General features: G+C 67.5%; 14 protein-coding genes and 1 riboswitch. Of the genes, 3 read left to right on the top strand and 11 right to left on the bottom strand.

Going from position 1 to position 22,000, the window contains the following annotated elements:
• Positions 1-72: 72 nt before the first annotated feature.
• From H536_RS0106965 to H536_RS23150, 3 genes are all read left to right on the top strand, one after another.
• The gene (locus tag H536_RS0106965; RefSeq protein WP_024349783.1) at positions 73-2,466 is read left to right on the top strand and encodes a circularly permuted type 2 ATP-grasp protein; all 2,394 of its coding nucleotides are present in this window, start codon (positions 73-75) and stop codon (positions 2,464-2,466) included.
• A complete protein-coding gene (locus H536_RS0106960) occupies positions 2,463-3,359 on the top strand; it encodes a transglutaminase family protein (RefSeq protein ID WP_024349782.1) in 897 nt (298 codons plus the stop codon). The genes H536_RS0106965 and H536_RS0106960 overlap by 4 nt, the downstream gene beginning before the upstream one ends.
• A 92-nt stretch (positions 3,360-3,451) precedes the next feature.
• Positions 3,452-4,639 (top strand): GGDEF domain-containing protein, encoded by a 1,188-nt coding sequence (locus H536_RS23150; protein ID WP_081651845.1) that lies wholly within the window; start codon positions 3,452-3,454, stop codon positions 4,637-4,639.
• Between the two features lie 13 nt (positions 4,640-4,652).
• On the opposite strand, the gene thiD is transcribed toward H536_RS23150, so the two are convergent.
• The 11 genes from thiD to H536_RS0106900 form a co-directional block, all read right to left on the bottom strand.
• Positions 4,653-5,465 carry a bifunctional hydroxymethylpyrimidine kinase/phosphomethylpyrimidine kinase gene (gene thiD, locus H536_RS0106950; protein WP_029702856.1) on the bottom strand — a complete coding sequence of 271 codons (813 nt, stop codon included), beginning with the start codon at positions 5,463-5,465 and terminating at the stop codon, positions 4,653-4,655.
• 43 nt (positions 5,466-5,508) lie between these two features.
• Positions 5,509-5,607, bottom strand: a riboswitch (TPP riboswitch).
• 84 nt (positions 5,608-5,691) lie between these two features.
• Positions 5,692-7,920: a 1,4-alpha-glucan branching protein GlgB gene (gene glgB, locus H536_RS0106945; RefSeq protein WP_024349779.1), complete on the bottom strand. Its 2,229-nt coding sequence runs from the start codon at positions 7,918-7,920 to the stop codon at positions 5,692-5,694.
• On the bottom strand, positions 7,917-11,240 hold the full coding sequence (gene treS / locus H536_RS0106940) for a maltose alpha-D-glucosyltransferase (protein ID WP_024349778.1): 3,324 nt from the start codon (positions 11,238-11,240) through the stop codon (positions 7,917-7,919). The genes glgB and treS overlap by 4 nt, the downstream gene beginning before the upstream one ends.
• A gap of 28 nt (positions 11,241-11,268) precedes the next feature.
• Positions 11,269-13,308 (bottom strand): alpha-1,4-glucan--maltose-1-phosphate maltosyltransferase, encoded by a 2,040-nt coding sequence (locus tag H536_RS0106935; protein ID WP_244495375.1) that lies wholly within the window; start codon positions 13,306-13,308, stop codon positions 11,269-11,271.
• A 214-nt stretch (positions 13,309-13,522) separates the two neighbouring features.
• Complete coding sequence (locus H536_RS0106930; RefSeq protein WP_024349776.1) at positions 13,523-14,371, bottom strand: fumarylacetoacetate hydrolase family protein; 849 nt, start codon at positions 14,369-14,371, stop codon at positions 13,523-13,525.
• Between the two features lie 142 nt (positions 14,372-14,513).
• A complete protein-coding gene (guaD, locus tag H536_RS0106925; RefSeq protein ID WP_024349775.1) occupies positions 14,514-15,905 on the bottom strand; it encodes a guanine deaminase in 1,392 nt (463 codons plus the stop codon).
• Positions 15,902-17,164 carry a urate hydroxylase PuuD gene (locus H536_RS0106920; protein ID WP_024349774.1) on the bottom strand — a complete coding sequence of 421 codons (1,263 nt, stop codon included), beginning with the start codon at positions 17,162-17,164 and terminating at the stop codon, positions 15,902-15,904. The genes guaD and H536_RS0106920 overlap by 4 nt, the downstream gene beginning before the upstream one ends.
• A gap of 114 nt (positions 17,165-17,278) precedes the next feature.
• On the bottom strand, positions 17,279-18,367 hold the full coding sequence (locus tag H536_RS0106915; protein WP_024349773.1) for a BMP family ABC transporter substrate-binding protein: 1,089 nt from the start codon (positions 18,365-18,367) through the stop codon (positions 17,279-17,281).
• A 31-nt stretch (positions 18,368-18,398) separates the two neighbouring features.
• The gene (locus H536_RS0106910; RefSeq protein WP_024349772.1) at positions 18,399-19,325 is read right to left on the bottom strand and encodes an ABC transporter permease; all 927 of its coding nucleotides are present in this window, start codon (positions 19,323-19,325) and stop codon (positions 18,399-18,401) included.
• Positions 19,322-20,452: an ABC transporter permease gene (locus tag H536_RS0106905; RefSeq protein ID WP_009210829.1), complete on the bottom strand. Its 1,131-nt coding sequence runs from the start codon at positions 20,450-20,452 to the stop codon at positions 19,322-19,324. The genes H536_RS0106910 and H536_RS0106905 overlap by 4 nt, the downstream gene beginning before the upstream one ends.
• Complete coding sequence (locus H536_RS0106900; protein ID WP_024349771.1) at positions 20,452-21,993, bottom strand: ABC transporter ATP-binding protein; 1,542 nt, start codon at positions 21,991-21,993, stop codon at positions 20,452-20,454. Before H536_RS0106900 ends, H536_RS0106905 begins: the two co-directional genes overlap by 1 nt.
• Positions 21,994-22,000: the final 7 nt, after the last annotated feature.

Genomic DNA, 22,000 nt, shown 5'->3' with positions numbered 1-22,000 from the left:
GTCCAATCTCTTGCTAGGTCCAGAGAGCGAATGCGGCTATAGCCCATCTGGTCAGGAGTTTTACGAAAAAGCATGCAGTTCCGTGATCCCGCGTCCGTTCTCGCCCGCTACGCCGCCCTTGTCGGCACCGGCCATGACGAGATGCTGGCGCGGGACGGCTCGGTGCGCCCGCATTACCGGCCGCTGATCGATGCCCTGGGGAGCATGGCGGATGGCGAGCGCGACGCGCGATTCCGCAGCGCCCGGCAATATCTCAGCGAAGCCGGCGTCTTCCACCGGGTCTATGGCGACGCCAGCGAGGTGGAGCGCGACTGGCCGCTGTCGCAGCCGCCGCTGGTGCTCGATCCGGCGGAGTGGCAGAGCCTGTCGGACGGTCTGGTCGAGCGTGCCGACTTCCTGGAACGGCTGCTGGCCGACCTCTACGGGGAGCGCCGGCTGATCACCGAGGGCACCCTGCCCGGCCCGATCCTCGGCCAGAACCCGGAATTCCTGCGGCCCGTCGCCGACCAGGGACTGTCCGGCGAACCGCTGATCCGCTTCATCGCCATGGATCTCGGCCGCGGCCCCGACGGGCGCTGGTGGGTGTTGGGCGACCGCACCCAGGCGCCGTCCGGCGCCGGCTTCGCGCTGGAAAACCGCGTCGCCACGGCCAAGGCCTTCCCCGAACTCACCCGCGACATGAATGTCGAGCGGCTGGCCGGCTTCTTCCAGCGTTTCCGCGACAGCCTCTACAGGCTGGCCGGTCCCGACGCCTCGCGCATCGGTCTCCTGACCCCCGGGCCCCACAACGACACCTATTACGAACAGGCCTATCTCGCCCGCTATCTTGGTCTCCTGTTGCTGGAAGGCGGCGACCTCGTCGTGCATGGCGACCGCGTCGACGTGCGGACCGTCGACGGCACCCGCGCCATCCGCGTCCTGTGGCGCCGGCTCGACGCCGATTTCTGCGACCCGCTGGAGCTGTTCGCCGGCTCGCGGATCGGCACGCCCGGCCTGCTGCGCGCGGTCCGTGCCGGGACGCTGGCGATGGTCAACGCGCCGGGCTCGGGCATTCTGGAGAGCCGCGCCTTGATGGCGTTCCAGGAACCGCTGGCCGAGGCGCTGATCGGCCACCGGCTGGCGCTGCCGACGGTTGCGACATGGTGGTGCGGCCAGGAGGCGGAGCGGGCCCATGTCGCGGCGCATCGCGACCGGCTGCAACTGGCCGACGCGTTCCCGCCATCGGCTGCGACCGGCGATGCCGGACCGGCCTTCGACACCGGCGACAGCGGATCGCGCCTCGTTGCGGAGGGGTTCCGGCTGGTCGGCCAGGAGATCGCCCGCCTGTCCACCGCGCCCGCCTTCGTCGATGGTGTGCTGGAACCACGACCGGTGACCCTGCGGGTCTTTCTCGCCCGCGACGAGGATGGCTGGCACGTCATGCCGGGCGGCTTTGCCCGCATCGCCGATTCCCGCGACGCCCGCGTCGTCTCCATGCAGAAGGGTGGCCGTTCCACCGACGTCTGGATCCCTTCCGAAACGCCGGCGAGCCCGGTCACGCTGCTCGGCTCGGGCGATCGTTTCCTGCGGCGGCTGCCGGGGGCTCTGCCGGCAAGGGCCGCCGACAATCTCTACTGGCTCGGCCGCTATGCCGAACGCTGCGAGGTTGCCACCCGGCTTCTGCGGCTCTACGCGGCGCGGGCCGGTGAAGGCCAGCGGCTGGCCGAGGTGGAGGCCAGTGTCGCAACGCTTCTGTCAGGGCTCGGCGTCTCGATCCCGCCGGCAGACCCGGCAACGGGCCTCCTGATGCTGGCCCGCCAGGCCGCCAGCACCGCCTCGCGCATCCGCGACCGGTTTTCGCCCGATGGCTGGCGCAGCCTGAACGAGATCGTCGAGCTGATCGAACAGGCCATCGCCGACGATGACGGGGACATCGTGGCGCTGACCAGCCAGATCCTGACGCGGCTGTCGGGCTTCACGGGCCTCGTGCGCGAGAACATGTACCAGTTCACCGGTTGGCGCTTCATGCAATGCGGCCGGCGGATCGAGCGCGGCCAGATGTCGGCGCTGATCGCGGCGACACTGATGCGGGACGCGCCGCCCGAGGGCGCACTGGAAGCCCTCCTCGAATTCACCGACAGCCGCGTCACCTATCGCCGCCGCTATTCGGTGGATCTGTCGCAGGAGACGGTGGTCGACCTCACGCTTCTCGATCCGCTCAATCCGCGTTCGCTCGCCTTCCAGGTGAACGATCTGGAGGCGCGGCTGGTGGAACTGCCGGGCGTGAAGTCCGGCGAGACGCCGGACATGCTGTTTCGCCGTGTGGCGCGCCTCAAGGTCCGGCTGGAAACCGCCGAGGCGGCGGAAGTGGACACCGCCTTCCTCGAACGTGTCGCCGGCGATCTCGGCCTTTTGTCGGACCTGATCGGACGCCGCTATCTGATGGCCGGCCCGGCCACCCCGACCGACGGGGGCGGCCCGGAATGATCTACGACATCCGCCTGCAGATCGGCTGCGCCTATCCCTCCGCCGTCGCCGATGCCCGCCATCTCCTCTATGTGCGGCCCCGCGACGACAGCGGCCAGCGCGTCCTCACCTCGACGGTCGCCGTCTCGCCCGATCCCGACGAGCATCATCACGAGCATGATTTCTTCGGCAATCCGGTCGAGGACGTGGCGTTCCGCCGACCGCATGGCGAACTGGCGGTCGATATGCGCGCCCGCGTGCGGGTCGACCGCGCACCGGTGGACCTAGCGGCAACGCCGACGGCCGATGCCATCGCCGACGCCGCGATCACCTGGCGCGGCAGCGACGCGCTGTCGCCGATCCATTTTCTCGGCCGCAGTCGCCGCATCGTGCCGGCCGGCGACATCACCGCCTATGCCGCTTCGAGCCTCGACGAGTCGCCGCAGGCGGGACCCGGCGTCCTCGCGCTGGCGCGGCGCATCCAGGACGACTTCGCCTACGAGCCCGGCGCGACGGACGTGCGCACCGGCATCGCCGAAGCCTTTGCGCGCCGCCGCGGCGTCTGCCAGGACTTTGCTCATGTGATGGTGGCGGGCCTGCGCGGCGCCGGCATTCCCGCGGCCTATGTCAGCGGCTTCCTGCGCACCGAGCCGCCGCCGGGGCAGCCGCGCCTCGAAGGCGCCGATTCCATGCATGCCTGGGCCGCCGCGTGGCTCGGCCCGGATGCCGGCTGGGTCGGGTTCGACCCGACCAACGGCGTCGCGGTGGAACGGGGCCACATCATCGTGGCCATGGGCCGTGACTATGACGATGTCGCCCCGGTCGCGGGTGTCGTTGTGACCGCGGGCCACCAGCAGACCTCGCATGCCGTCGACGTGGTCCCGCTGGAAGGCGCCACCGCCGCGAGCGACTGAGACTTATTGCGGACTCATCGTTGCAAGTCGTAACGAAGCGTCGACATCTTTCGCGCTAGTATCCCTACGTCATCTTCGTTTTTCGCGGGCACATGCAGATCCATACCCCCACGATGCTCCTTGTCCTGAGCGCGCTCTGTCTCAGCGCCAGCCTCTGCCATCTGGTCGAGTGGCGGAATCTGCGCGAGACGGCGCTGCTGTACTGGAGCGCCGGCATGGGCCTGATCGCGCTGGCTGCGGCCACGGCGCCGCTGCGGGTGTTCGAATTCTATGCGGTGGCCATCGGCGGGGCCAATGCGCTGCTGCTCGCAGGCTATGCGCTGCTCTATGTCGGCTTCGCCCGGTTCTGCGATGTGAAAACCAGCCTCTGGTGGTATGCCGGGCCGGTCGTCTGGCTGCTGTTCTACGGGCTGTCCCCGGCGGCAGAGAGCATCGAGGCCCGGGTCGCCGTGATCTCGACCATCGCCGCCTTCTATTCGCTGGCCATCGCGCTGACCCTGCTCAACCCGACGGCCCGCAGCGGGCCGGCGCTGATCCTCAGCGCGGCCTTCGGTGCCCATGGTCTGTTCTGCGCCCTGCGCGTGGTGCTGGTTGGCCTGCCAGCCGCCATAGCTGACCAGCAATTGATGACCGGCTTCCTGTTCACGCTGGTGATGACCCAGGCCATCCTGATGATCGGCGTGAGCACCTATCTCGTCATTGCCATGGTGCGCGGGCGGCATGAGCAGTCTCTTCGCCGCCTGTCGGAAACCGACTTCCTGACCGGCATCGACAACCGCCGGGCCTTCACGACCAAGGCGACCGCGCTTCTCAACGACGCCGATGCCGGCGACGTCGCCCTGCTGCTGTTCGATCTCGACCGCTTCAAGAAGATCAACGACGATCACGGGCACGGCTGCGGCGACGAGGTCATCAAGCTGTTCGTCGACAGCACCGCCGACCATCTGCGTCCGACCGACGTCTTCGCCCGTCTCGGGGGCGAGGAGTTCGCCGCCCTCGTCCGGCGACGCGACAAGCACGAGCCGGCGGTCATCGCAAGGGCGATCGTGCGCGGATTTGCCAACCAGGCCCGCACGGTCGGCGGCCGGTCGATCGCGGCCACCGTCAGTGCCGGCGTGGCCACCAACGAGGCGAACCGCGACCTGAACGGCCTGCTCACTGCCGCCGACCAGGCGCTCTACCGGGCGAAATCCATGGGCCGCGACCGCGTCGAGGCCGTCGTGGTAGACGCCCCGGTGGATGGACCGCCCGCGGACGACGCCCTGCTGCAGGCCACCTGAGCCAAGCGCCCGGCTACCAGTGACGGTGGAAATGGTGCGTCGGACCGTGCCCCGATCCGACGCCCAGCCGGTCCGCCGCGCCGATGGCGCCCGCGACATAGGCCTTGGCGACCCTCACCGCCGCGAACGCGTCGCCGGTCAGCGCGAGCTGCGCCGCCAGCGCCGAGGACAGGGTGCAGCCGGTGCCATGGGTGTTGCGGGTTTGGAGGCGCACGCCCTCGAACCATTCGCGCTGCGTTGCCGTCACCAGCAGATCCGGGCTGTCGTCGCCGCTCAGATGGCCGCCCTTCAACAGCGCCGAGCCGCAGCCCAGCGCCTGCAGGCGGGTCGCGGTCGCCTCCATTTCGTCCCGGTCGGTGGCTTCCGCAACATCGAGCAGCACGGCGGCTTCCGGCAGGTTCGGCGTGATCATGTCGGCAAGGGGTACGAGTTCGCTGCGTAATGCCGCCACGGCCTCCTCGGCCAGCAGGCGATCGCCGCCCTTCGCGACCATGACCGGGTCGAGAACGACGTTCCGCGCCTGGTGCCGCTTCAGCGCATCGGCGACAGCATGGGCGATTTCGGCCGTGGCGATCATGCCGATCTTCACCGCATCGACGCGGATATCGGCGAAGACCGCATCGATCTGGCGGGTGACGAAGTCGGGCGAGACCAGTTCGACGCCGCTGACGCCCCGCGTGTTCTGGGCGGTCAGCGCGGTGATCACGGCCATGCCGTAGACGCCGTTCGCCGCGAAGGTCTTCAGATCGGCCTGGATGCCGGCCCCGCCGGAGGGGTCCGAGCCGGCGATCGAGAGAACATTGCGGATGGTGGACTGGCTTGGCATCGCGGTCGGCTCCTGGCCGACGACGGGCCCGACGGAGCATGTGAGAGACCCCGCCGCGACTCCCTCCGCCGGCATTATCCGGGTCAGGTTCGAAGGGTGCATCTCAGCCCGCCGTTTCCGGCGGGCGCCCCCGTCACGCATTCGGTTCTACGCGGTCGCCGCCCTCATGTCAGCAGCGTCCGCGACGGGACGGCGGCGACCGGCCGCCGTCCAGCCTTCCGGCGGCTCAGCCTTCCTGCACGAGGACGATGGTGCCGAGCGGCGGCAGCGACAGGGGAATCGAGTAGGGCCGGCCGTGCACCGACACCTCCTCGGCGTCCTTGCCGCCCATATTGCCGACATTGGAGCCGCCGTAGATCTCCGAATCGGTGTTCAGGCGCTCGACCCAGCGGCCGGGCAGCGGCACGCCGATGCGGTATTCATGGCGCGGCACCGGCGTGAAGTTCGACACGATCAGCACCGGGTTGCCCGCGCGGTCCTTGCGCATGAAAGCGATGACGCTCTGCTCGACATTCGACGTGTCGACCCATTCGAAGCCGGCCGGATCGCAGTCGAGTTCGTAGAGCGCCGGGATCTCGCGATACATGGTGTTGAGATCGCGCACGAGGCGGCGCATGCCCTCGTGACCGGGCTGCTCCAGGAGATGCCAGTCGAGGGAGCGGTCGTGGTTCCACTCGCCGACCTGGCCGAACTCGCCGCCCATGAAGATCAGCTTCTTGCCGGGATGGGTCCACATGAAGCCGAAATAGGCGCGCAGATTGGCGAATTTCTGCCACTCGTCGCCCGGCATCTTGCCGAGCAGCGAGCCCTTTCCGTAGACCACCTCGTCATGGCTCAGCGGCAGGACGAAGTTCTCCGAATAGGCGTAGACCATGCCGAAGGTCATGTGGTGGTGGTGGTAGCGCCGGTTGATCGGGTCTTCCTGCATGTAATGCAGGGTGTCGTGCATCCAGCCCATGTTCCACTTGAAGTGGAAGCCGAGGCCGCCGGCGAAGGTCGGGCGTGACACGTCCGGGAAGGCGGTCGATTCCTCGGCATGGGTGGTCGCCTTGGGATAGTACTCGCCGACCCGCTCGTTGGTGTCCTTGAGGAACGCCATGGCCTCGAGATTCTCGCGCCCGCCATGGATGTTGGGCTCCCATTCGCCGTGCTCGCGCGAATAGTCGAGATACAGCATCGAGGCGACCGCATCGACGCGCAGGCCGTCAATGTGGAAGCGGTCGAGCCAGTAGAGGCCGTTGGCGACCAGGAAGTTCTCCACTTCCGGCCGGCCGTAATCGTAGATCAGCGTGTTCCAGTCCTTGTGGAAGCCGCGACGCGGATCGGGATGCTCGTACAGCGCGGTGCCGTCGAACTGGCCGAGGCCATGGGTGTCTGTCGGGAAATGCCCCGGAACCCAGTCGAGGAGCACCCCGATGCCGGCCTGATGCAGCGCATCGACGAGGCGTGCGAAGCCCGCGGGCGATCCGAAGCGCGAGGTCGGCGCGTAGAGGCCGATCGGCTGGTAGCCCCAGGACCCGTAGAAGGGATGCTCGGAAACCGGCAGCAACTCGACATGGGTGAAGCCCATGTCGCGCACATAGGGTACGAGCTCGGCGGCCAGTTCGTCATAGTCGAGATAGGCGTTGTCGGGACCCCGCCGCCAGGACCCCAGATGCACCTCGTAGATCGAGATTGGCTTCTCGCGATCCTGCCAGTCGGCCGCATGGGCCTGGAACTCGTCGTCCTTCCATTCGTGCTCGACGAGACCGTCGACGATGGAGCCGGTCGACGGCGCCATCTCCTGAAGGAAGCCGACCGGATCGGTCTTCAGCGGCAAAAGGTTTCCGTCGGCGCCGATGATCTCGTATTTGTAGACCTCGCCGCGCCCGACGGCGGGGATGAACAATTCCCACACGCCGCACTCGTGGCGCTTGCGCATGACATGGCGGCGGCCATCCCAGGAATTGAAATTGCCGACCACGGACACGCGCCGGGCGGCCGGCGCCAGCACCGCGAAAGCCGTGCCCTCGACGCCGTCCATGACGGTCGGATGGGCGCCGAGCTTTTCATAGAGGCGGTAGTGATTGCCTTCCGCCAGGAGATAGACGTCCTGCTCGCCCAGCACCGTGCCGAAGCGATAGGTGTCCTCTTCCTGCCAGCGTTCGCCGCCATGCGTGAACTGCAGGCGATAGGCGTCGTCCGGTTTCAGGCCGGACACGTAGCCGGAATGGAAGCCGTCGGCACCGCCCGCTTCCAGCTCGCCCAGGAGCTTGCCCGTCCTGTCCACGACCGCGGCCGTCTCGGCGCCCGGCCGGAAGACGCGCACAATGGTGCCGCCGTCGGCCTTGCGCGGCCCAAGCACGCCGAAGGGATCGCCGTGGATGCCGCGGCCGATGGCATCGATCTGATGCGCGTCGGCGCGATGGTCGGTCGAAGCGGCCGCTCCGCGCGATGAGGAACTCGTCAGCGTCATTTCAAAACCTGTCGTTTCTCGAGGAGCGCCACGATTCCCCGCAGCGGGATCGACAGCCATGCGGGGCGCATCGTCGCTTCGTAGCGCAGTTCATAGAAAGCCTTCTGGAGCACGAAGAGATCCAGCAACTGCCCGGTCGCCGGGTCGGCAAGCGACATGCCGGAAGCCTCGCTCCAGCGCGCAAGGAAGGTCTCGGTGACCTCGTCGCGCCAGCTCTCGGCCATTTCGCGCAGCCGCTCGACGGTGCCCTCGTCGGCGGGGCCCGCCTTGTCACGAGCGGAGAAGGCGGCGTAGTCGAAGGAACGGATCATGCCGGCCACGTCCCGCAGCGGCGAGGATTTGCGCCGTCGCTCTTCCAGATCGCGGCCCGGCTCGCCCTCGAAATCGAGGATCGCCACGTCGTTCTTGGCCACCAGAACCTGGCCCAGATGGTAGTCGCCGTGGATCCGGGTGCGGTGCGAATTGACCGTCAGCTTCATGAAGCCGTCGAACCAGGTCAGGATGTCCTTCTCGGCCCCGAGCAGGCGATCGACGTCCAGGCCGATGCCGTCACCGGCATTGTCGCGCATGCGGCGCAGCACGGTCAGCGCATCCGTCGCCTCGCGCTTGGCTTCGGCCAGCATCTCCGCCAGCGAAGCCGTGTCGATCGGCTCCGGATCGAAGGCCGGATCGCCGGTGACCGTCGCCAGCGCCGCGTGCATCTCGCCGGTCCGCGTGCCCAGCACGTCGCCGACATCGATCTGGATGGCGAGCTTGAGATCGCTCATCGGCGCGATCTCGGCACCGTCTTCCGTGGCCGGCTCGTTGGAATAGGCGTGATCGCGCAGATAGCGCGCCAGCGCATCGGTGACGACGGTCCAGGCGTCGCCCTGGTTGCGGACCTGCTCGAACAGCGCCGCGATCGCCGTGCGGCTGCCATCCTCGCGCACCAGTTCGATCGAGCCGAGCAGCGCGGGCGCCGCCTCGAAATCGGTCTTCTCGGTGAGGAAACGGGTGATCTCGAGTTCCGGCTGCACGCCGTCGCGCAGGCGGCGATAGAACTTCAGAATCGCCTCGTCCCCGACAAGGACGGAGGTGTTGGACTGCTCGCCGGCGATCGCATGGATCTGTTCCGGCTCGACGAGCAGGGCCCGCGCCAGCCCGTCGTGCTCGGTCTCGGACGCGGCAACGTGCAGGGACGCACCGCCCAGATCGATATCGACACCGGCCGCGATCAGCGAGACCACGAGCTTGGCGAGATCCGGGTCCCGCGTGCCGTCGACGACGGCACCGATGCGCGGGCCCTGCCGGATCTTGGTCAGGGTGTAGGGCAGCAGCGGGGCTTGCGAGCTCAGATTCTCTTCGCCCCATTTGGCGCTGAGCGGCATGAAGTAGCGGTGCTGGCCGTCCTCGGCCTCCACGACGATCTCGTTGAAGAGATGGCGGCGGGAGTTCGGCGTCGGCGGTCCGAGCACTTCCAGCGAGACGCTGCGCTGGCCCTCGGCCTTGGCGGCGAACCAGCGCTGGCCGCCGACGAATTCCGGCAGCACCGATTCCAGTTCATGCTGATTGCGCGCATTGATCGTGCCCTTCAGGTCGCCGGAGACGACCAGGGTCGAGAAGGCGGGCAGCGGCGTCGGCTCGGGCGCCCTTGTCGCGGTCGCGGCGAGGTCGAACCAGAAAAAGCCGAAGGCCGGCAGGGTCAGCATGTAGGTGCCCGTGCCAATCTGCGGGAAGGTCGACAGGCCGAGCATCTCCACCGGCATGGCGCCGGCGAAATCGGCGAGTTCCAGCTCGACCGCCTGCGCCGAGGAGGAGAGATTGGCGACGCACAGGATGCGCTCGTCGCCATATTCGCGCAGATAGGCGAGAATCTTGCGGTTCGATGGATAGAGGAACTTCACCGTGCCGCGGCCGAAGGCTTCCTTGGTGCGGCGGACCTGGATCAGGCGCCGCATCCAGTTGAGCTGTGAGGCCGGATTGTTCGACTGCGCCTCGACATTGACGGCCTGGTAGCCATAGACCGGGTCCTGGATCACCGGCAGATAGAGCCGCTGCGGATCGGAGCGGGAGAACCCGCCATTGCGGTCGGCCGACCACTGCATCGGCGTGCGCACGCCGTCGCGATCACCGAGATAGTAGTTGTCGCCCATGCCGATCTCGTCGCCGTAATAGACGGTCGGCGTGCCGGGCATCGACATCAGCAGCGCATTGAGAAGCTCGACCTTGCGGCGATCATTGCCCATCAGCGGGGCGAGCCGGCGGCGGATGCCGAGATTGATCCGGGCGCGGGTGTCGGCCGCATAGGTCGACCAGAGATAGTCGCGCTCTTCCTCGGTGACCATTTCCAGCGTCAGCTCGTCATGGTTGCGCAGGAAGATCGCCCACTGGCAGTTGGCCGGGATCTCCGGCGTCTGCCGCATGATGTCGGTGATCGGGTGCCGGTCCTCCTGCGCCACCGCCATGTACATGCGCGGCATCAGCGGGAAGTGGAACGCCATGTGGCACTCGTCGCCGTCGCCGAAATAGGGACGGGTGTCCTCCGGCCACTGATTGGCCTCGGCCAGGAGCATGCGGTCGGGATAGTGCTTGTCCAGATTGGCGCGGATCGCCTTCAGGACGTCGTGGGTCTCCGGCAGGTTCTCGTTGTTGGTCCCTTCCCGCTCGACCAGATAGGGGATCGCGTCGAGCCGCAGCCCGTCGACGCCCTTGTCCAGCCAGAAATGCATGACCGACAGCACTTCCTCCAGAACCTTCGGATTGTCGAAGTTCAGGTCCGGCTGGTGGGAGAAGAAGCGGTGCCAGAAATACTGCTTGGCGACCGGGTCCCAGGTCCAGTTCGACGTCTCGGTGTCGGTGAAGATGATCCGGGTGAGATCGTAACCCTTGTCGTCGTCCGCCCAGACATAGAAGTCGCGCTCGGGCGAACCCTTGGGCGCGTTGCGGGCGGCCTGGAACCAGGGATGCTGGTCGGAGGTGTGGTTGATGACCAGCTCGGTGATCACCCGCATGCCGCGGTGATGCGCCTCGGCGATCAGCCGCTCCACGTCCTCGATATTGCCGTAGGACGGATTGACCGAGCGGTAGTCGGAGATGTCGTAGCCGTCGTCGCGCAGCGGCGAGGGATAGAACGGCAGCAGCCAGATCGCCGTCACGCCCAGCGCCTGGATATAGTCCAGCTTCTCCAGCAGACCCGCGAAGTCGCCGATCCCGTCCCCGTTGGAATCGAGATAGGTCTTCACGTGGAGCTGGTAGATGATCGCGTCCTTGTACCAGTCCGCGGCATCCGGATCGGGTCCGGTGGCGTGATCGGTCGGCTGGACGGAAACTTGTTCGTTCATGGAGAGGCTGCTTCCCGAAAGATTGGTGTCAGCGTGAGATCTTGAAGACCGCGTAAGGCCGTTCCTGCGGATTCAGCCACCAGTGCTGGATCTTGCCGTGCCAGGCGAACTCGCGTCCGTCGACCATGTCGGTGACCCGGACCGTGCCGTCGTCGGGCAATCCGAGCTCCCACATCGGCACCTCGAAATGACCGCCCTGCGCCGAATGCGGATCGAGATTGACGAGGAACAGCAGGAAGGAGGAGCGATCCTGCGTCCGCTTGCCGTAATAGAGGACCTGGTCGTTCCAGAAATTGTAGAAGGCGAGGCTGCGGAAATCCTGCAGCGCCGGCTCCTCGCGGCGGATCCGGTTGAAGAAGGCGATGTCCTCGCGGATGTTGCCCTCGGCCTTCCAGTCGAAGGCGCGGATCTCGTATTTCTCGGAGTTGAGATATTCTTCCTTGCCCGGCACGGGCAGGAATTCGCACAGCTCGAAGCCGGAATAGACGCCGTAATTGCCGCCGAGCGAAGCCGCCAGCGCCAGCCGGATCTGGAAGCCGGGGCGGCCGCTGACCTGCAGATAGACCGGGTTGATGTCCGGCGTGTTGACGAAGAAATTTGGCCGCATGTACTCGGCGCATTCTTCCTGCGTCAGTTCGGTCAGATATTCGGCCAGCTCCGCCTTGGTGTTGCGCCAGGTGAAGTAGGAATAGGACTGGTTGTAGCCGACCTTGGCAAGCCGCTTCATCACCTTGGGCCGGGTGAAGGCCTCGGCGAGGAAGATCGCGCCGGGATCGACACGGCGCACCTCGGCGATCATCCACTCCCAGAAGGGAAACGGCTTGGTGTGCGGATTGTCGACGCGGAAGATCCGCACGCCCTTGTCCAGCCAGAACAGCACGATGTCGCGCAGGGCGTACCAGATCGACGGCAGCGCGCCGCGGTAGAAATGGACGTTGACGATGTCCTCGTACTTCTTCGGCGGGTTCTCGGCGTATTTGATCGTCCCGTCCGGCCGCCAGTCGAACCACTCCGGATGCTCCCTGATCCATGGATGGTCGGGCGAGCACTGGATGGCGAAGTCGATGGCGACCTCAAGCCCGTGGTCGCGCGCCCGCGAGACCAGCCGGGCGAAATCCTCGAAATTGCCGAGCTCCGGGTGGATCGCGTCGTGGCCGCCCTCGGGCGAACCGATGGCATATGGGCTGCCGGGATCGGTGGGGCTGGGCGTCAGGGTGTTGTTGCGACCCTTGCGGTTGGCGGTGCCAATGGGATGGATCGGCGGGAAATAGAGGACGTCGAAGCCCATTTCCTGAATGTCGGGCAGCCGGTCGATGACGTCGTCGAAGGTCCCGTGGCGATCGACATCGCCGGACTGGGAGCGCGGGAACAGCTCGTACCAGGCGGAAAAGCCCGCCGCCGTGCGATCCACCCAGACCGGGACGTTGCCCGGATAGCGCGAGAGGTTGGTGCGCTGTCCGGCGACGGCCAGCAGCGCGATCGTCTCGGGGTCCTGCAGCAGATGATACTGGCCGTCGGCGTCGCCCTTGGCCTGCAACGCTTCAAGCTTCTCGTGCAGCCGCAAGATCCCGTCCTGCTGCGCCCCGGTGCCCCGGCCGGACTCGCGGGCCGCGCGAACCAGTTCGCGCCCCTCGGTCAGTTCCAGATCGGTCAGCTTGCCGGCATCGCGCTTCTTCTTCGCCTCGTCGCGCCACGTCGCGTGCAGATCGCGCCAGGCAATGACCGAGAAGCGATACGGGCCCGGCTTCTCGAAGACGATCTCGGCCGACCAGCGATCGTTCTCGACGAAGATCAGCGGGGTCTCGTCCCAGTCCTCGGCATCGGCCGGCCCGTAGATGACGGCAGCGGCGATCTTGTCATGGCCATCGGAAAAGACGTCTGCCTCGACGACCAGCGGTTCGCCTTCCAGCCGCTTCACCGCGAAACGCCCGCCATCGATTTCCGGGGTGACCGTCTCGATCGCGATGCGGTTCTGCGCGAGCGCCAGGAGGGCCGCCTCGCCGGTCGGAGCCTCTGCCGCCTTGCGGGACGTACGGGATGCGCGCGCGGGCTGGACTGCCTTGGCCATGAAAATCCTTCCCCAGATCGGAAAGCCGTTCCCCGGAACGTCAGGGCGGCATCGAAGTCGACAAACGCGCCCGGTGCGGTATCGATCCCCTCTTCCGCGGTTCCTTTCGCGGTGACGGCAAAGCGACCGGGCAGCGCCGCCGTCGAAGAAGAAAGCCGCCCGCAGGCGCAATGTTCCGTCCCGCCCCGCATCCGTTGCAGGCGGGACGGTCCGCTCAGGCGGTGGCGGCGCGGACGGTCTGACGCTGCTCGCCCAGATGGGTGCCGCCCAGGGTGACGATATCGCCCGGCTTCAGGAAGACCGGCGGCTTCATTCCCATGCCGACACCGGGCGGCGTGCCGGTGGTGATGACGTCGCCGGGCATCAGCCGCATGAACTGCGAGATGTACGAGACCAGCGTGCGGACCCCGAAGATCATCGTCGCGGTGGAGCCGGTCTGCATGCGCTCGCCATTGACGTCGAGCCAGAGATCGACGGCCTGCGGGTCGCCCAGCGTGTCGGGCGTCACCAGCCAGGGGCCGAGCGGGCCGAAGGTCGGGGCACTCTTGCCCTTCATCCACTGGCCGCCGCGCTCGATCTGGAAGCTGCGCTCGGAAACGTCGTGGCAGAGGCAGAAGCCGGCGACGTGATCCATCGCATCGGCCTCCGAGACGTAGCTGGCCTCGTCGCCGATCACGACGGCGATCTCGACCTCCCAGTCGAGCTTGTCGGAGCCGCGCGGCACGACGACGTCGTCATGGGGACCGACGATGCAGGAGGGTGCCTTGTTGAAAAGGATCGGCTCCTTCGGGATGTCGGCGCCGGTCTCCTTGGCGTGGTCGCTGTAGTTGAGCCCGACCGCGATGAAATTGCCGACGCGGCCGACGGGCGAGCCGATGCGGTGCGACGGGTCGGCCTTGGCGAGGCTCTTGGGATCAATCGCCCGGATTCGCTCCATCTGGGCCCGGCCGAGGAATTCGCCGGCGATGTCGCCGACATCCTCCGACAGATCCCGCAGCACGTGATCGTCGTCGATCAGTCCCGGCTTCTCGTTGCCGGCCTCGCCGTATCGTACTAGTCGCATCCGATGTTCCTTCTCCAGCGCCGCCCGGGCGGCATGGTCTGGAGAAGAGATAGACGGCAATGGCGTCATGTCGCGGCATTGCAGCGACTTTTATGGTGCAGCCAGCAATTTCAGCCGGTTGCGCGGCCCCCGAACCATGCGCTCACTGTGGTGCCTCGCCCTGGCTGCCGGTTGCGGGCATCAGCGCCGGATCGGCGCGCGGCGGTAGGGTGCGTGCGGGCAGCGCCCGGTCATAGGCGCGGCGACCCTCGACATAGGTCGCCACCGTCGCCCGGTCGTCGCCGAGCACGATCAGCGCGAAGAGCTCCTCCTCCAGCGTCTCGACCCGCTCCATGCGCCGGCGCATGGCGGCGGTCGCGTGGCTGTCGAGAACGACGAAATCGGCCTCCATGCCCGGCGCGATCCGGCCGATGCGATTGTCGAGGCCCATGGCGGCCGCATTGCCGGCGGTCAGCATATGGAAGGCGTCGAAGGCCGGCAGACGCTGGCCGGCAAGGGCGAGCACCTTGTAGCCTTCGGATGCGGTCCGCAGCATGGAATAGCTGGTGCCGCCGCCGATATCGGTCGCGATGCCGGAAAGGATACCGGCCTCGCGCATGCCGGCGAGATCGAACAGGCCGGAGCCAAGGAACAGGTTCGAGGTCGGGCAGAACACCGCCGTCGCCCCGCCCGCCGCCAGGGCGCCGCGTTCGCGCTCGGACAGATGGATGCAATGGCCGAACATCGCCTTGGGCCGCACGAGGCCGTAGCGCTCGTAGACCTCGGTATAGTCCTTCGACCAGGCGAACGCCTCGCGCACGAAGGCGATCTCGGCGGCGTTCTCGGACAAATGCGTCTGGATATGCAGCTCGGGATACTCGCCCGCCAGCGTCTCGCAGGCTTCCAGCTGCGCCTCGGTGGAGGTCGGCGCGAAGCGCGGCGTGATGGCATAGTCGAGCCGGCCCTTGCCATGCCAGCGCTCGATCAGCGCCTTGGACTGCTGGTAGCCGGTCTCGGCCGTGTCGAGCAGCGCCGCGGGGGCGTTGCGGTCCATCATCACCTTGCCGGCGACCATGCGCATGCCGCGCCGCCCGGCCTCGGCGAAGAAGGCGTCGACGCTTTCGGGATGGCTGGTGCAATAGACCCCGGCGGTGGTGGTGCCGTTGGCCAGCAATTCGTCGAAGAGGAAGCGCGAGGCGGCCTCGGCGACGACCGGATCGCCGTAGCGGCTTTCCTCCGGGAAGGTGTATTTCGCCAGCCATTCCATCAGTTCGGTGCCATAGGAGGCGATGACCTGGGTCTGGGGCATGTGCAGGTGCGGGTCGATGAAGCCCGGCATCAGCAGATGCGGACGGTGGTCGACGAGGGTCGTGTCGGGCGACAACCGGCGCAGGATATCGGCTGCCTCGCCCACCTCGCGGATGACGCCGTTCTCTACGACGACGATGCCGTCCGCGACATAGCGCACGGCACGCGCCTCGCCCTCCTCGGCCGGATCGGCGTCGAACCACAGAAGCCGCGCCCGGAGCGCGGTGCCGCCACCGGGGCGCTTCACCGTGAGGCTCCTGCCACGTAGAGGCCGGAACCCGAGGCGATCCAGGCCGCCAGCGTCTCGCGCTCGGCCGGCTCGAGACCGGTGACGTTGCCGGGCGGCATGGCATGGCTGCGCACCGCCTGCCGCTCGATCAGCGGCGCGAAGTGGATGATCTCGTCGGCCGTCTCCAGCCGCACATTGCCGGGCGCGTGGCCGATGCCGGGCCAGAGCGGTTCGTCGGCATGGCACATGGAGCAGCGCGCCATGACGATGGCCTGCGCGTCCTCGAAATGGGGCGAGGCCGCCAGCGCCAGCTGCGGGTCGCCGTCCCAGCGGCGGCCGGCGCCCTCCTCGGCGGCAGCGGGTTCGTTGCTCCAGCCGGGCGCACCGGACAAAGTGATGACGGCGGCAAACAGCACGCCGGCGACGGCCCAGCACCACCAGAGCTGCCGGCCGGTCGCATGCATGGTGTTGAAGAAATGCCGGATCACCGCACCGATGAGGAGCACCAGCCCGGCGATCGCCCAGTTCCACTCGGTGGCGAAGGCCAGCGGGTAGTGGTTCGACAGCATCAGGAAGATGACCGGCAGGGTCAGGTAGTTGTTGTGCAGCGAGCGCTGCTTGGCCTCCTTGCCAAGCCGCGCCTCCGGCGTGCGCCCGGCCTTGAGGTCGGCGACGACGATGGTCTGGTTCGGGATGATGGTCAGGAAGACGTTGGCGGTCATGATCGTCGCGATCATCGCGCCGGTGTGGAGCATGGCGCCGCGGCCGGAAAACACCTGCGCGAAGAGATAGCTCGCCAGCACCACATAGACGAACAGCGCCGCCAGCAGCGCCGTGTCGTTGTTCTTCAGCGGCGACTTGCAGAGCCCGTCATAGACCAGCCAGCCAAGCGCCAGTCCGCCGATACCGATGGCCGTCGCGCCCCAGACCGGCAGGTCGGCGCGGCTCGGGTCGATCAGATAGAGCTCGGCCCCGACGTAATAGACCAGGAACAGGAGGGCCGCCCCCGACAGCCAGGTGGCGTAGCTCTCCCATTTGAACCAGGTCAGATCCTCGGGCATGTGGCCCGGCGCGACCATGTATTTCTGCACATGGTAGAAGCCGCCGCCATGCACCTGCCAGGCCTCGCCGCCGACGCCTTCCGGCAGTTGCCGCGAGCGCCTGAGGCCGAGATCGAGGGCGATGAAATAGAAGGACGAGCCGATCCACGCGATGGCGGTGATCACATGCACCCAACGCACGGCGAAGCCCAGCCATTCGGCAAAATAGGTCCACATCGGCGAAACGTCCCTTACGTGAAAACGGCGGCGAAAGGTCCAGAGGGACGCTCCGCCGCCGACAGGCTGGCCGGAACGGTCCGCGACGGGACCGCTCCGCAACTCAAGGCGTGATCAGTTCTGCACGCCCTCGACATACCAATCCATCTTGAGGAGGTCGCCGTCGGGGATGACCTCACCCTCGGCAGCGCGCTCCTCGCCGGCCTGATCCTTGATCGGTCCGGTGAAGATCTCGTAATTGCCGGCCTTGGTCTCGTCGACGATCTTCTGGGCGGCGGCCTTCACATCATCGGGCATCTTGTCGTTGAACGGGCCCATCTCGACCTCGCCCTCGGCCATGCCGAGCCAGACATTGTCGGCTTCCCAGGTGCCGTCCAGCAGCGCCTCGACCCGCTTGACGTAATAGGGACCCCACTGGTCGACGATCGCGGTCATGTGGGCGTTCGGCGCGAAGCTGGTCATGTCCCAGGCCTGGCCGAAGGCGATGGCGCCGGCCTCTTCGGCGGCCTGCAGCGGAGCCGGCGAGTCGGTGTGCTGGGTGATGACGTCGGCACCCTGGCTCAGCAGCGCCTTGGCGGCGTCGGCTTCCTTGGCCGGGTCGTACCAGGACGAGACCCAGACGACCTGGGTGGTGAACTCCGGATTGACCTTGCGGGCCGCCAGGGTGAAGGCGTTGATGCCCATCACCACCTCGGGGATCGGGAAGGAGGCGATGTAGCCGGCCTTGCCCGTCTCCGACATCATGCCGGCGATCGTGCCGAGCACGGCGCGGCCCTGATAGAAGCGCGAATTGTACAGGCCCATGTTGTCCGAGCCGGTCTGGTAGCCGGTCGCGTGCTCGAACTTCACGTCCGGGAACTGCTTGGCCACCTTGATGGTCGGGTTCATGAAGCCGAACGACGTCGTGAAGATGATGTCGTTGCCTTCCTGGGCGAGCTGGCGGATGACGCGCTCGGCGTCCGGGCCTTCTGCGACGTTCTCGACATAGGAGGTCTCGACCTTGTCGCCGAGCTTCTCCTCGAGATATTTGCGGCCCTGGTCGTGGGCGTAGGTCCAGCCGAAATCGCCGATCGGACCGACATAGACGAAGGCGGCCTTGACGGTGTCCTTGCCGTCCTGCGCGAAGGCCGGCAGGGCGAAGGTTGCGGTGGCGGCGAGCCCGACGGCTCCGGCCATCAGTCGGCGTCTGGTGGTGTCGAACATCTGGGACTCCTTTTCGTGTTCGTGAACGGGTTCAGGCACTGGCCCTGAAGGGTTGGCCGAGACAGGCCGGCGCCGCCGTACCGGCCCCGCGCCGGCCGGCGGAAATGATTGCCAGGACGAGCACCGTCGCCAGATAGGGAAGGCTCGCCAGAAGCTCGGGCGCGAAGAAATTGAGCCCGGCCGCCTTGGCCTGCAGCTCCAGCGTGATCACCGCGCCGAAGAGATACGCCCCGGCGAGCACCCGGCCCGGTCGCCAGGAGGCGAAGACCACCAGCGCGATGGCGATCCAGCCGCGCCCGGCGGTCAGTCGCTCGGCCCACATCGGCGTCAGCACCAGCGAATAATAGCAGCCGCCGAGACCGGCCATGGCGCCGCCGAACAGCACCGCCAGATAACGGATCTTCAGCACCGGATAGCCGATCGAATGGGCGGCGCTGTCGCTCTCGCCGACGGCGCGCAGGATCAGCCCCGGCCGGCTGTGTTTCAGGAACCACCACACGCCGAGCGTCAGGAGAAGCCCCGCATAGACCGGCGGCGAATGACCGAAGAGTATCCGCCAGATCGGGTCGGCCGCCAGCGCGTCCGGAAAGACCGGGCCGAGGGGCGTCGTGGTGATGCCGACATAGGGTGCGCCGAGCAGCGCCGAGACGCCGGTGCCGAAGATCGTCAGCGCCAGTCCGGTCGCGACCTGGTTGGCCATCAGGCTCAGGGTCAGGACGGCGAAGATCAGGGCCGCGAGCGCGCCTGCGCCCATGGCGGCGATTGCGCCGACCGCCGGCACGCCGGTGACCGACGCCACGGCAAAACCGGTGACCGCGCCGATCAGCATCATGCCCTCGACGCCGAGATTGAGGACGCCGGACTTCTCGACGACGAGTTCGCCGAGCGCCGCGATCAACAGCGGGGTCGCGGCGGCGGCGACCGTCATCAGGATGGTGATGAACAGCGCAAGGGTCATGCGGTCGCGGCCTCCGCGCGGGTCTTGGTTGCGCCCTGGCCGGCCGCCGGCAGCGGATGGCCGGCGGCCGGCCGGCGCCACGCCAGCCGGTAGCGCACCAGAATGTCCGTCGCCAGCAGGAAGAACAGCATCATTGCCTGGAAGACGCCCGCGGCCGCCGATGGCAGGCCGAGCGCCGTCTGGGCGCTTTCGCCGCCGACATAGGTCAGCGCCAGCACGAGTGCGGCGAGCAGGATGCCAAGCGGATTGAGCCGGCCGAGAAAGGCGACGATGATCGCCGTGTAGCCGTAGCCGGTGGGAAATTGCGGGACCATCTGCCCGAAGGGACCGCTGGCCTCGAGGATGCCGGCAAGCCCGGCCATGCCGCCGCCGACCATCAGCGCCAGCCAGACGGTGGAGGATTGCCGGAAGCCGCCATAGCGCGCCGCGCGCGGGGCAAGGCCGACGACGCGGATCTGGAAGCCGGTTATCGAGCGGGCGATCAGGAACCAGGCGGTCAGCGCCAACGCCGCGGCGATCGGGATGCCGAGATGGATCAGCGTACCCGGCACGGCGACGGGCAGCGTCTGCGCCGCCGAGAACATCGCCGTCTGCGGGAAGTTGAAGCCCATCGGGTCCTTCCACGGCCCGCGCATCAGATAATACAGGAGCTGGATCGCCACGTAGTTGAGCATCAGGCTCGACAGGATCTCGTTGACGTTCATCCGCGTCTTGAGAAAGGCCGGCACCGCCGCCCAGGCCATGCCGCCGAGGATGCCGGCGACGACCATCAGCGGCAGGACCCAGCCGCCGTCGAGATCGAGCGTGGCGAGCGCGATGCCGGTGCCGGCGAGGCCGCCCAGAATGTACTGCCCCTCGGCGCCGATGTTCCAGACATTGGCGCGAAAGCCGATGGCGAGGCCCGTGGCGATGATCGCCAGCGGCGCGGCCTTCACCAGCAGATCCTGCCAGCGATAGGGATTGAACAGCGGCCGCACGAAGATCTCGTAGACCGCCAGCGCGCCGTTATGGCCGAGCAGCGTGAACAGCAGCGCACCGACGACGAGGGTAAGGGCGACCGCGATCACCGGGGCGGCCAGCATCATGGCCCGGCTCGGCTCACGCCGCGGTTCGAGAACGAAGGCCATCAGGCGGCCCGCTCCGCGGTGGCCGGCGGCTGATCGGCCTCGCCATGGACACCGCCCATCAGCAGCCCGACCCGTTCGACCGAAATGCCCTTCACCTCCATCGCATCCGACAGATGTCCCCCATTGATGACCGCCATGCGGTCGCAGAATTCCAGAAGCTCGTCGAGGTCCTGGCTGACCACGACGATCGCCGTGCCCTTGCCGGCCAGATCGACCATCGCCTGGCGGATGAAGGAGGCCGCGCCGGCATCGACACCCCAGGTCGGCTGCGAGACGACCAGTACCGCCGGCTCCTGCATGATCTCCCGGCCCATGACGAATTTCTGCAGATTGCCACCCGACAGGCTGGCGGCCGAGGCCGCCGGACCGGTGGCCTTCACCGAAAAGGCGTCGATGACCGCGGCGGCAAAGCGGCGTGCGGCCCCGGCGCGGATGATGCCGCCCGACACCAGCCCCTTGCGTCGGCGCGCCGACAGGATGGCGTTCTCGGCGAGCGAAAGCCCCGGCACGGCGGCGTGGCCGTTGCGTTCCTCCGGCAGGGTCGCCAGGCCGGCGACACGGCGCCCGGTCACCGAGAGGTGGGTGATCGGCGTATCGTCGAGGGTGATCGCCCCGCCCTCATAGTCGGCGCGCTCGCCCGACAGTGCCGAGAGAAGCTCGTTCTGGCCGTTGCCCGCGACGCCGGCAATGCCGAAGATCTCGCCGGCCCGCACCGCGAAGGAGACGTCGGCGAGGCTGGTGCCGAAGGGCGGCTCGCCGGCCATCGACAGCGCCTCGACCACCAGCCGGTTGGCGCCGGAGCATTCGCCTTCGCGCGGCGCCAGATCCTTCAGGCTGCCGCCGATCATCAGCTCGGCCATGGAGCGCGCCGATTCGGCGCGCGGATCGCAGGTGGCGACCACCTTGCCGCCGCGCAGGATGGTCGCCGATCCGCAGAGTTCCTTGATCTCGTGCAGCTTGTGGGAAATGTAGAGGATCGAGCAGCCCTCGGAGGCGAGGCGCCGCAGCGTGTCGAAGAGCTGCTCCACCTCCTGGGGCGTGAGCACCGAGGTGGGCTCGTCCATGATCAGCAGCTTCGGGCGCTGCAACAGAGCCCGCACGATCTCGATGCGCTGGCGCTCGCCCACCGACAGGGTGTGGACGTAGCGGTGCGGGTCGAGGGTGAGCTTGTAGGTCTCGAGGACGTCGCGGACAGCGGCCTCCAGCTCGCGGCGCGGCGGGGGGTTGTCCATGCCCAGCGCGATGTTCTCCAGCACCGTCATCGCCTCGAACAGCGAGAAATGCTGGAACACCATGCCGATGCCGAGGGCCCGCGCCTCGCGCGGCGAGTCGATGGACACCGCGTGGCCGTCGAAGGCGATCTCGCCCTCATCGGCCTTCTGGACACCGTAGATGATCTTGACGAGGGTCGACTTGCCGGCGCCGTTCTCACCCAGGAGGGCGTGAATCTCTCCGGGCGCCACGGAAAACGACACCGCCTCGTTGGCGACGACGCCCGGAAAGCGCTTCGTGATACCGGAAAGCTGCAGCCGTGGCGCCATGGCGGAG

This window comes from Aurantimonas coralicida DSM 14790, assembly GCF_000421645.1.
GTDB lineage: Bacteria > Pseudomonadota > Alphaproteobacteria > Rhizobiales > Rhizobiaceae > Aurantimonas > Aurantimonas coralicida.
This window is presented reverse-complemented; position numbering and strand designations above follow the sequence as displayed.

Bases quoted from the DNA above. Each gene is read 5' to 3' on its own strand.
- thiD (WP_029702856.1), bottom strand. From the start codon at position 5,465: ATGCCAAGCCAGTCCACCATCCGCAATGTTCTCTCGATCGCCGGCTCG.
- H536_RS0106930 (WP_024349776.1), bottom strand. From the start codon at position 14,371: ATGCGACTAGTACGATACGGCGAGGCCGGCAACGAGAAGCCGGGACTG.
- H536_RS0106900 (WP_024349771.1), bottom strand. From the start codon at position 21,993: ATGGCGCCACGGCTGCAGCTTTCCGGTATCACGAAGCGCTTTCCGGGC.
- H536_RS0106965 (WP_024349783.1), top strand. From the start codon at position 73: ATGCAGTTCCGTGATCCCGCGTCCGTTCTCGCCCGCTACGCCGCCCTT.
- H536_RS23150 (WP_081651845.1), top strand. From the start codon at position 3,452: ATGCAGATCCATACCCCCACGATGCTCCTTGTCCTGAGCGCGCTCTGT.
- H536_RS0106915 (WP_024349773.1), bottom strand. From the start codon at position 18,367: ATGTTCGACACCACCAGACGCCGACTGATGGCCGGAGCCGTCGGGCTC.
- H536_RS0106905 (WP_009210829.1), bottom strand. From the start codon at position 20,452: ATGGCCTTCGTTCTCGAACCGCGGCGTGAGCCGAGCCGGGCCATGATG.
- glgB (WP_024349779.1), bottom strand. From the start codon at position 7,920: ATGACGCTGACGAGTTCCTCATCGCGCGGAGCGGCCGCTTCGACCGAC.
- H536_RS0106960 (WP_024349782.1), top strand. From the start codon at position 2,463: ATGATCTACGACATCCGCCTGCAGATCGGCTGCGCCTATCCCTCCGCC.
- H536_RS0106920 (WP_024349774.1), bottom strand. From the start codon at position 17,164: ATGTGGACCTATTTTGCCGAATGGCTGGGCTTCGCCGTGCGTTGGGTG.
- H536_RS0106910 (WP_024349772.1), bottom strand. From the start codon at position 19,325: ATGACCCTTGCGCTGTTCATCACCATCCTGATGACGGTCGCCGCCGCC.
- treS (WP_024349778.1), bottom strand. From the start codon at position 11,240: ATGAACGAACAAGTTTCCGTCCAGCCGACCGATCACGCCACCGGACCC.
- H536_RS0106935 (WP_244495375.1), bottom strand. From the start codon at position 13,308: ATGGCCAAGGCAGTCCAGCCCGCGCGCGCATCCCGTACGTCCCGCAAG.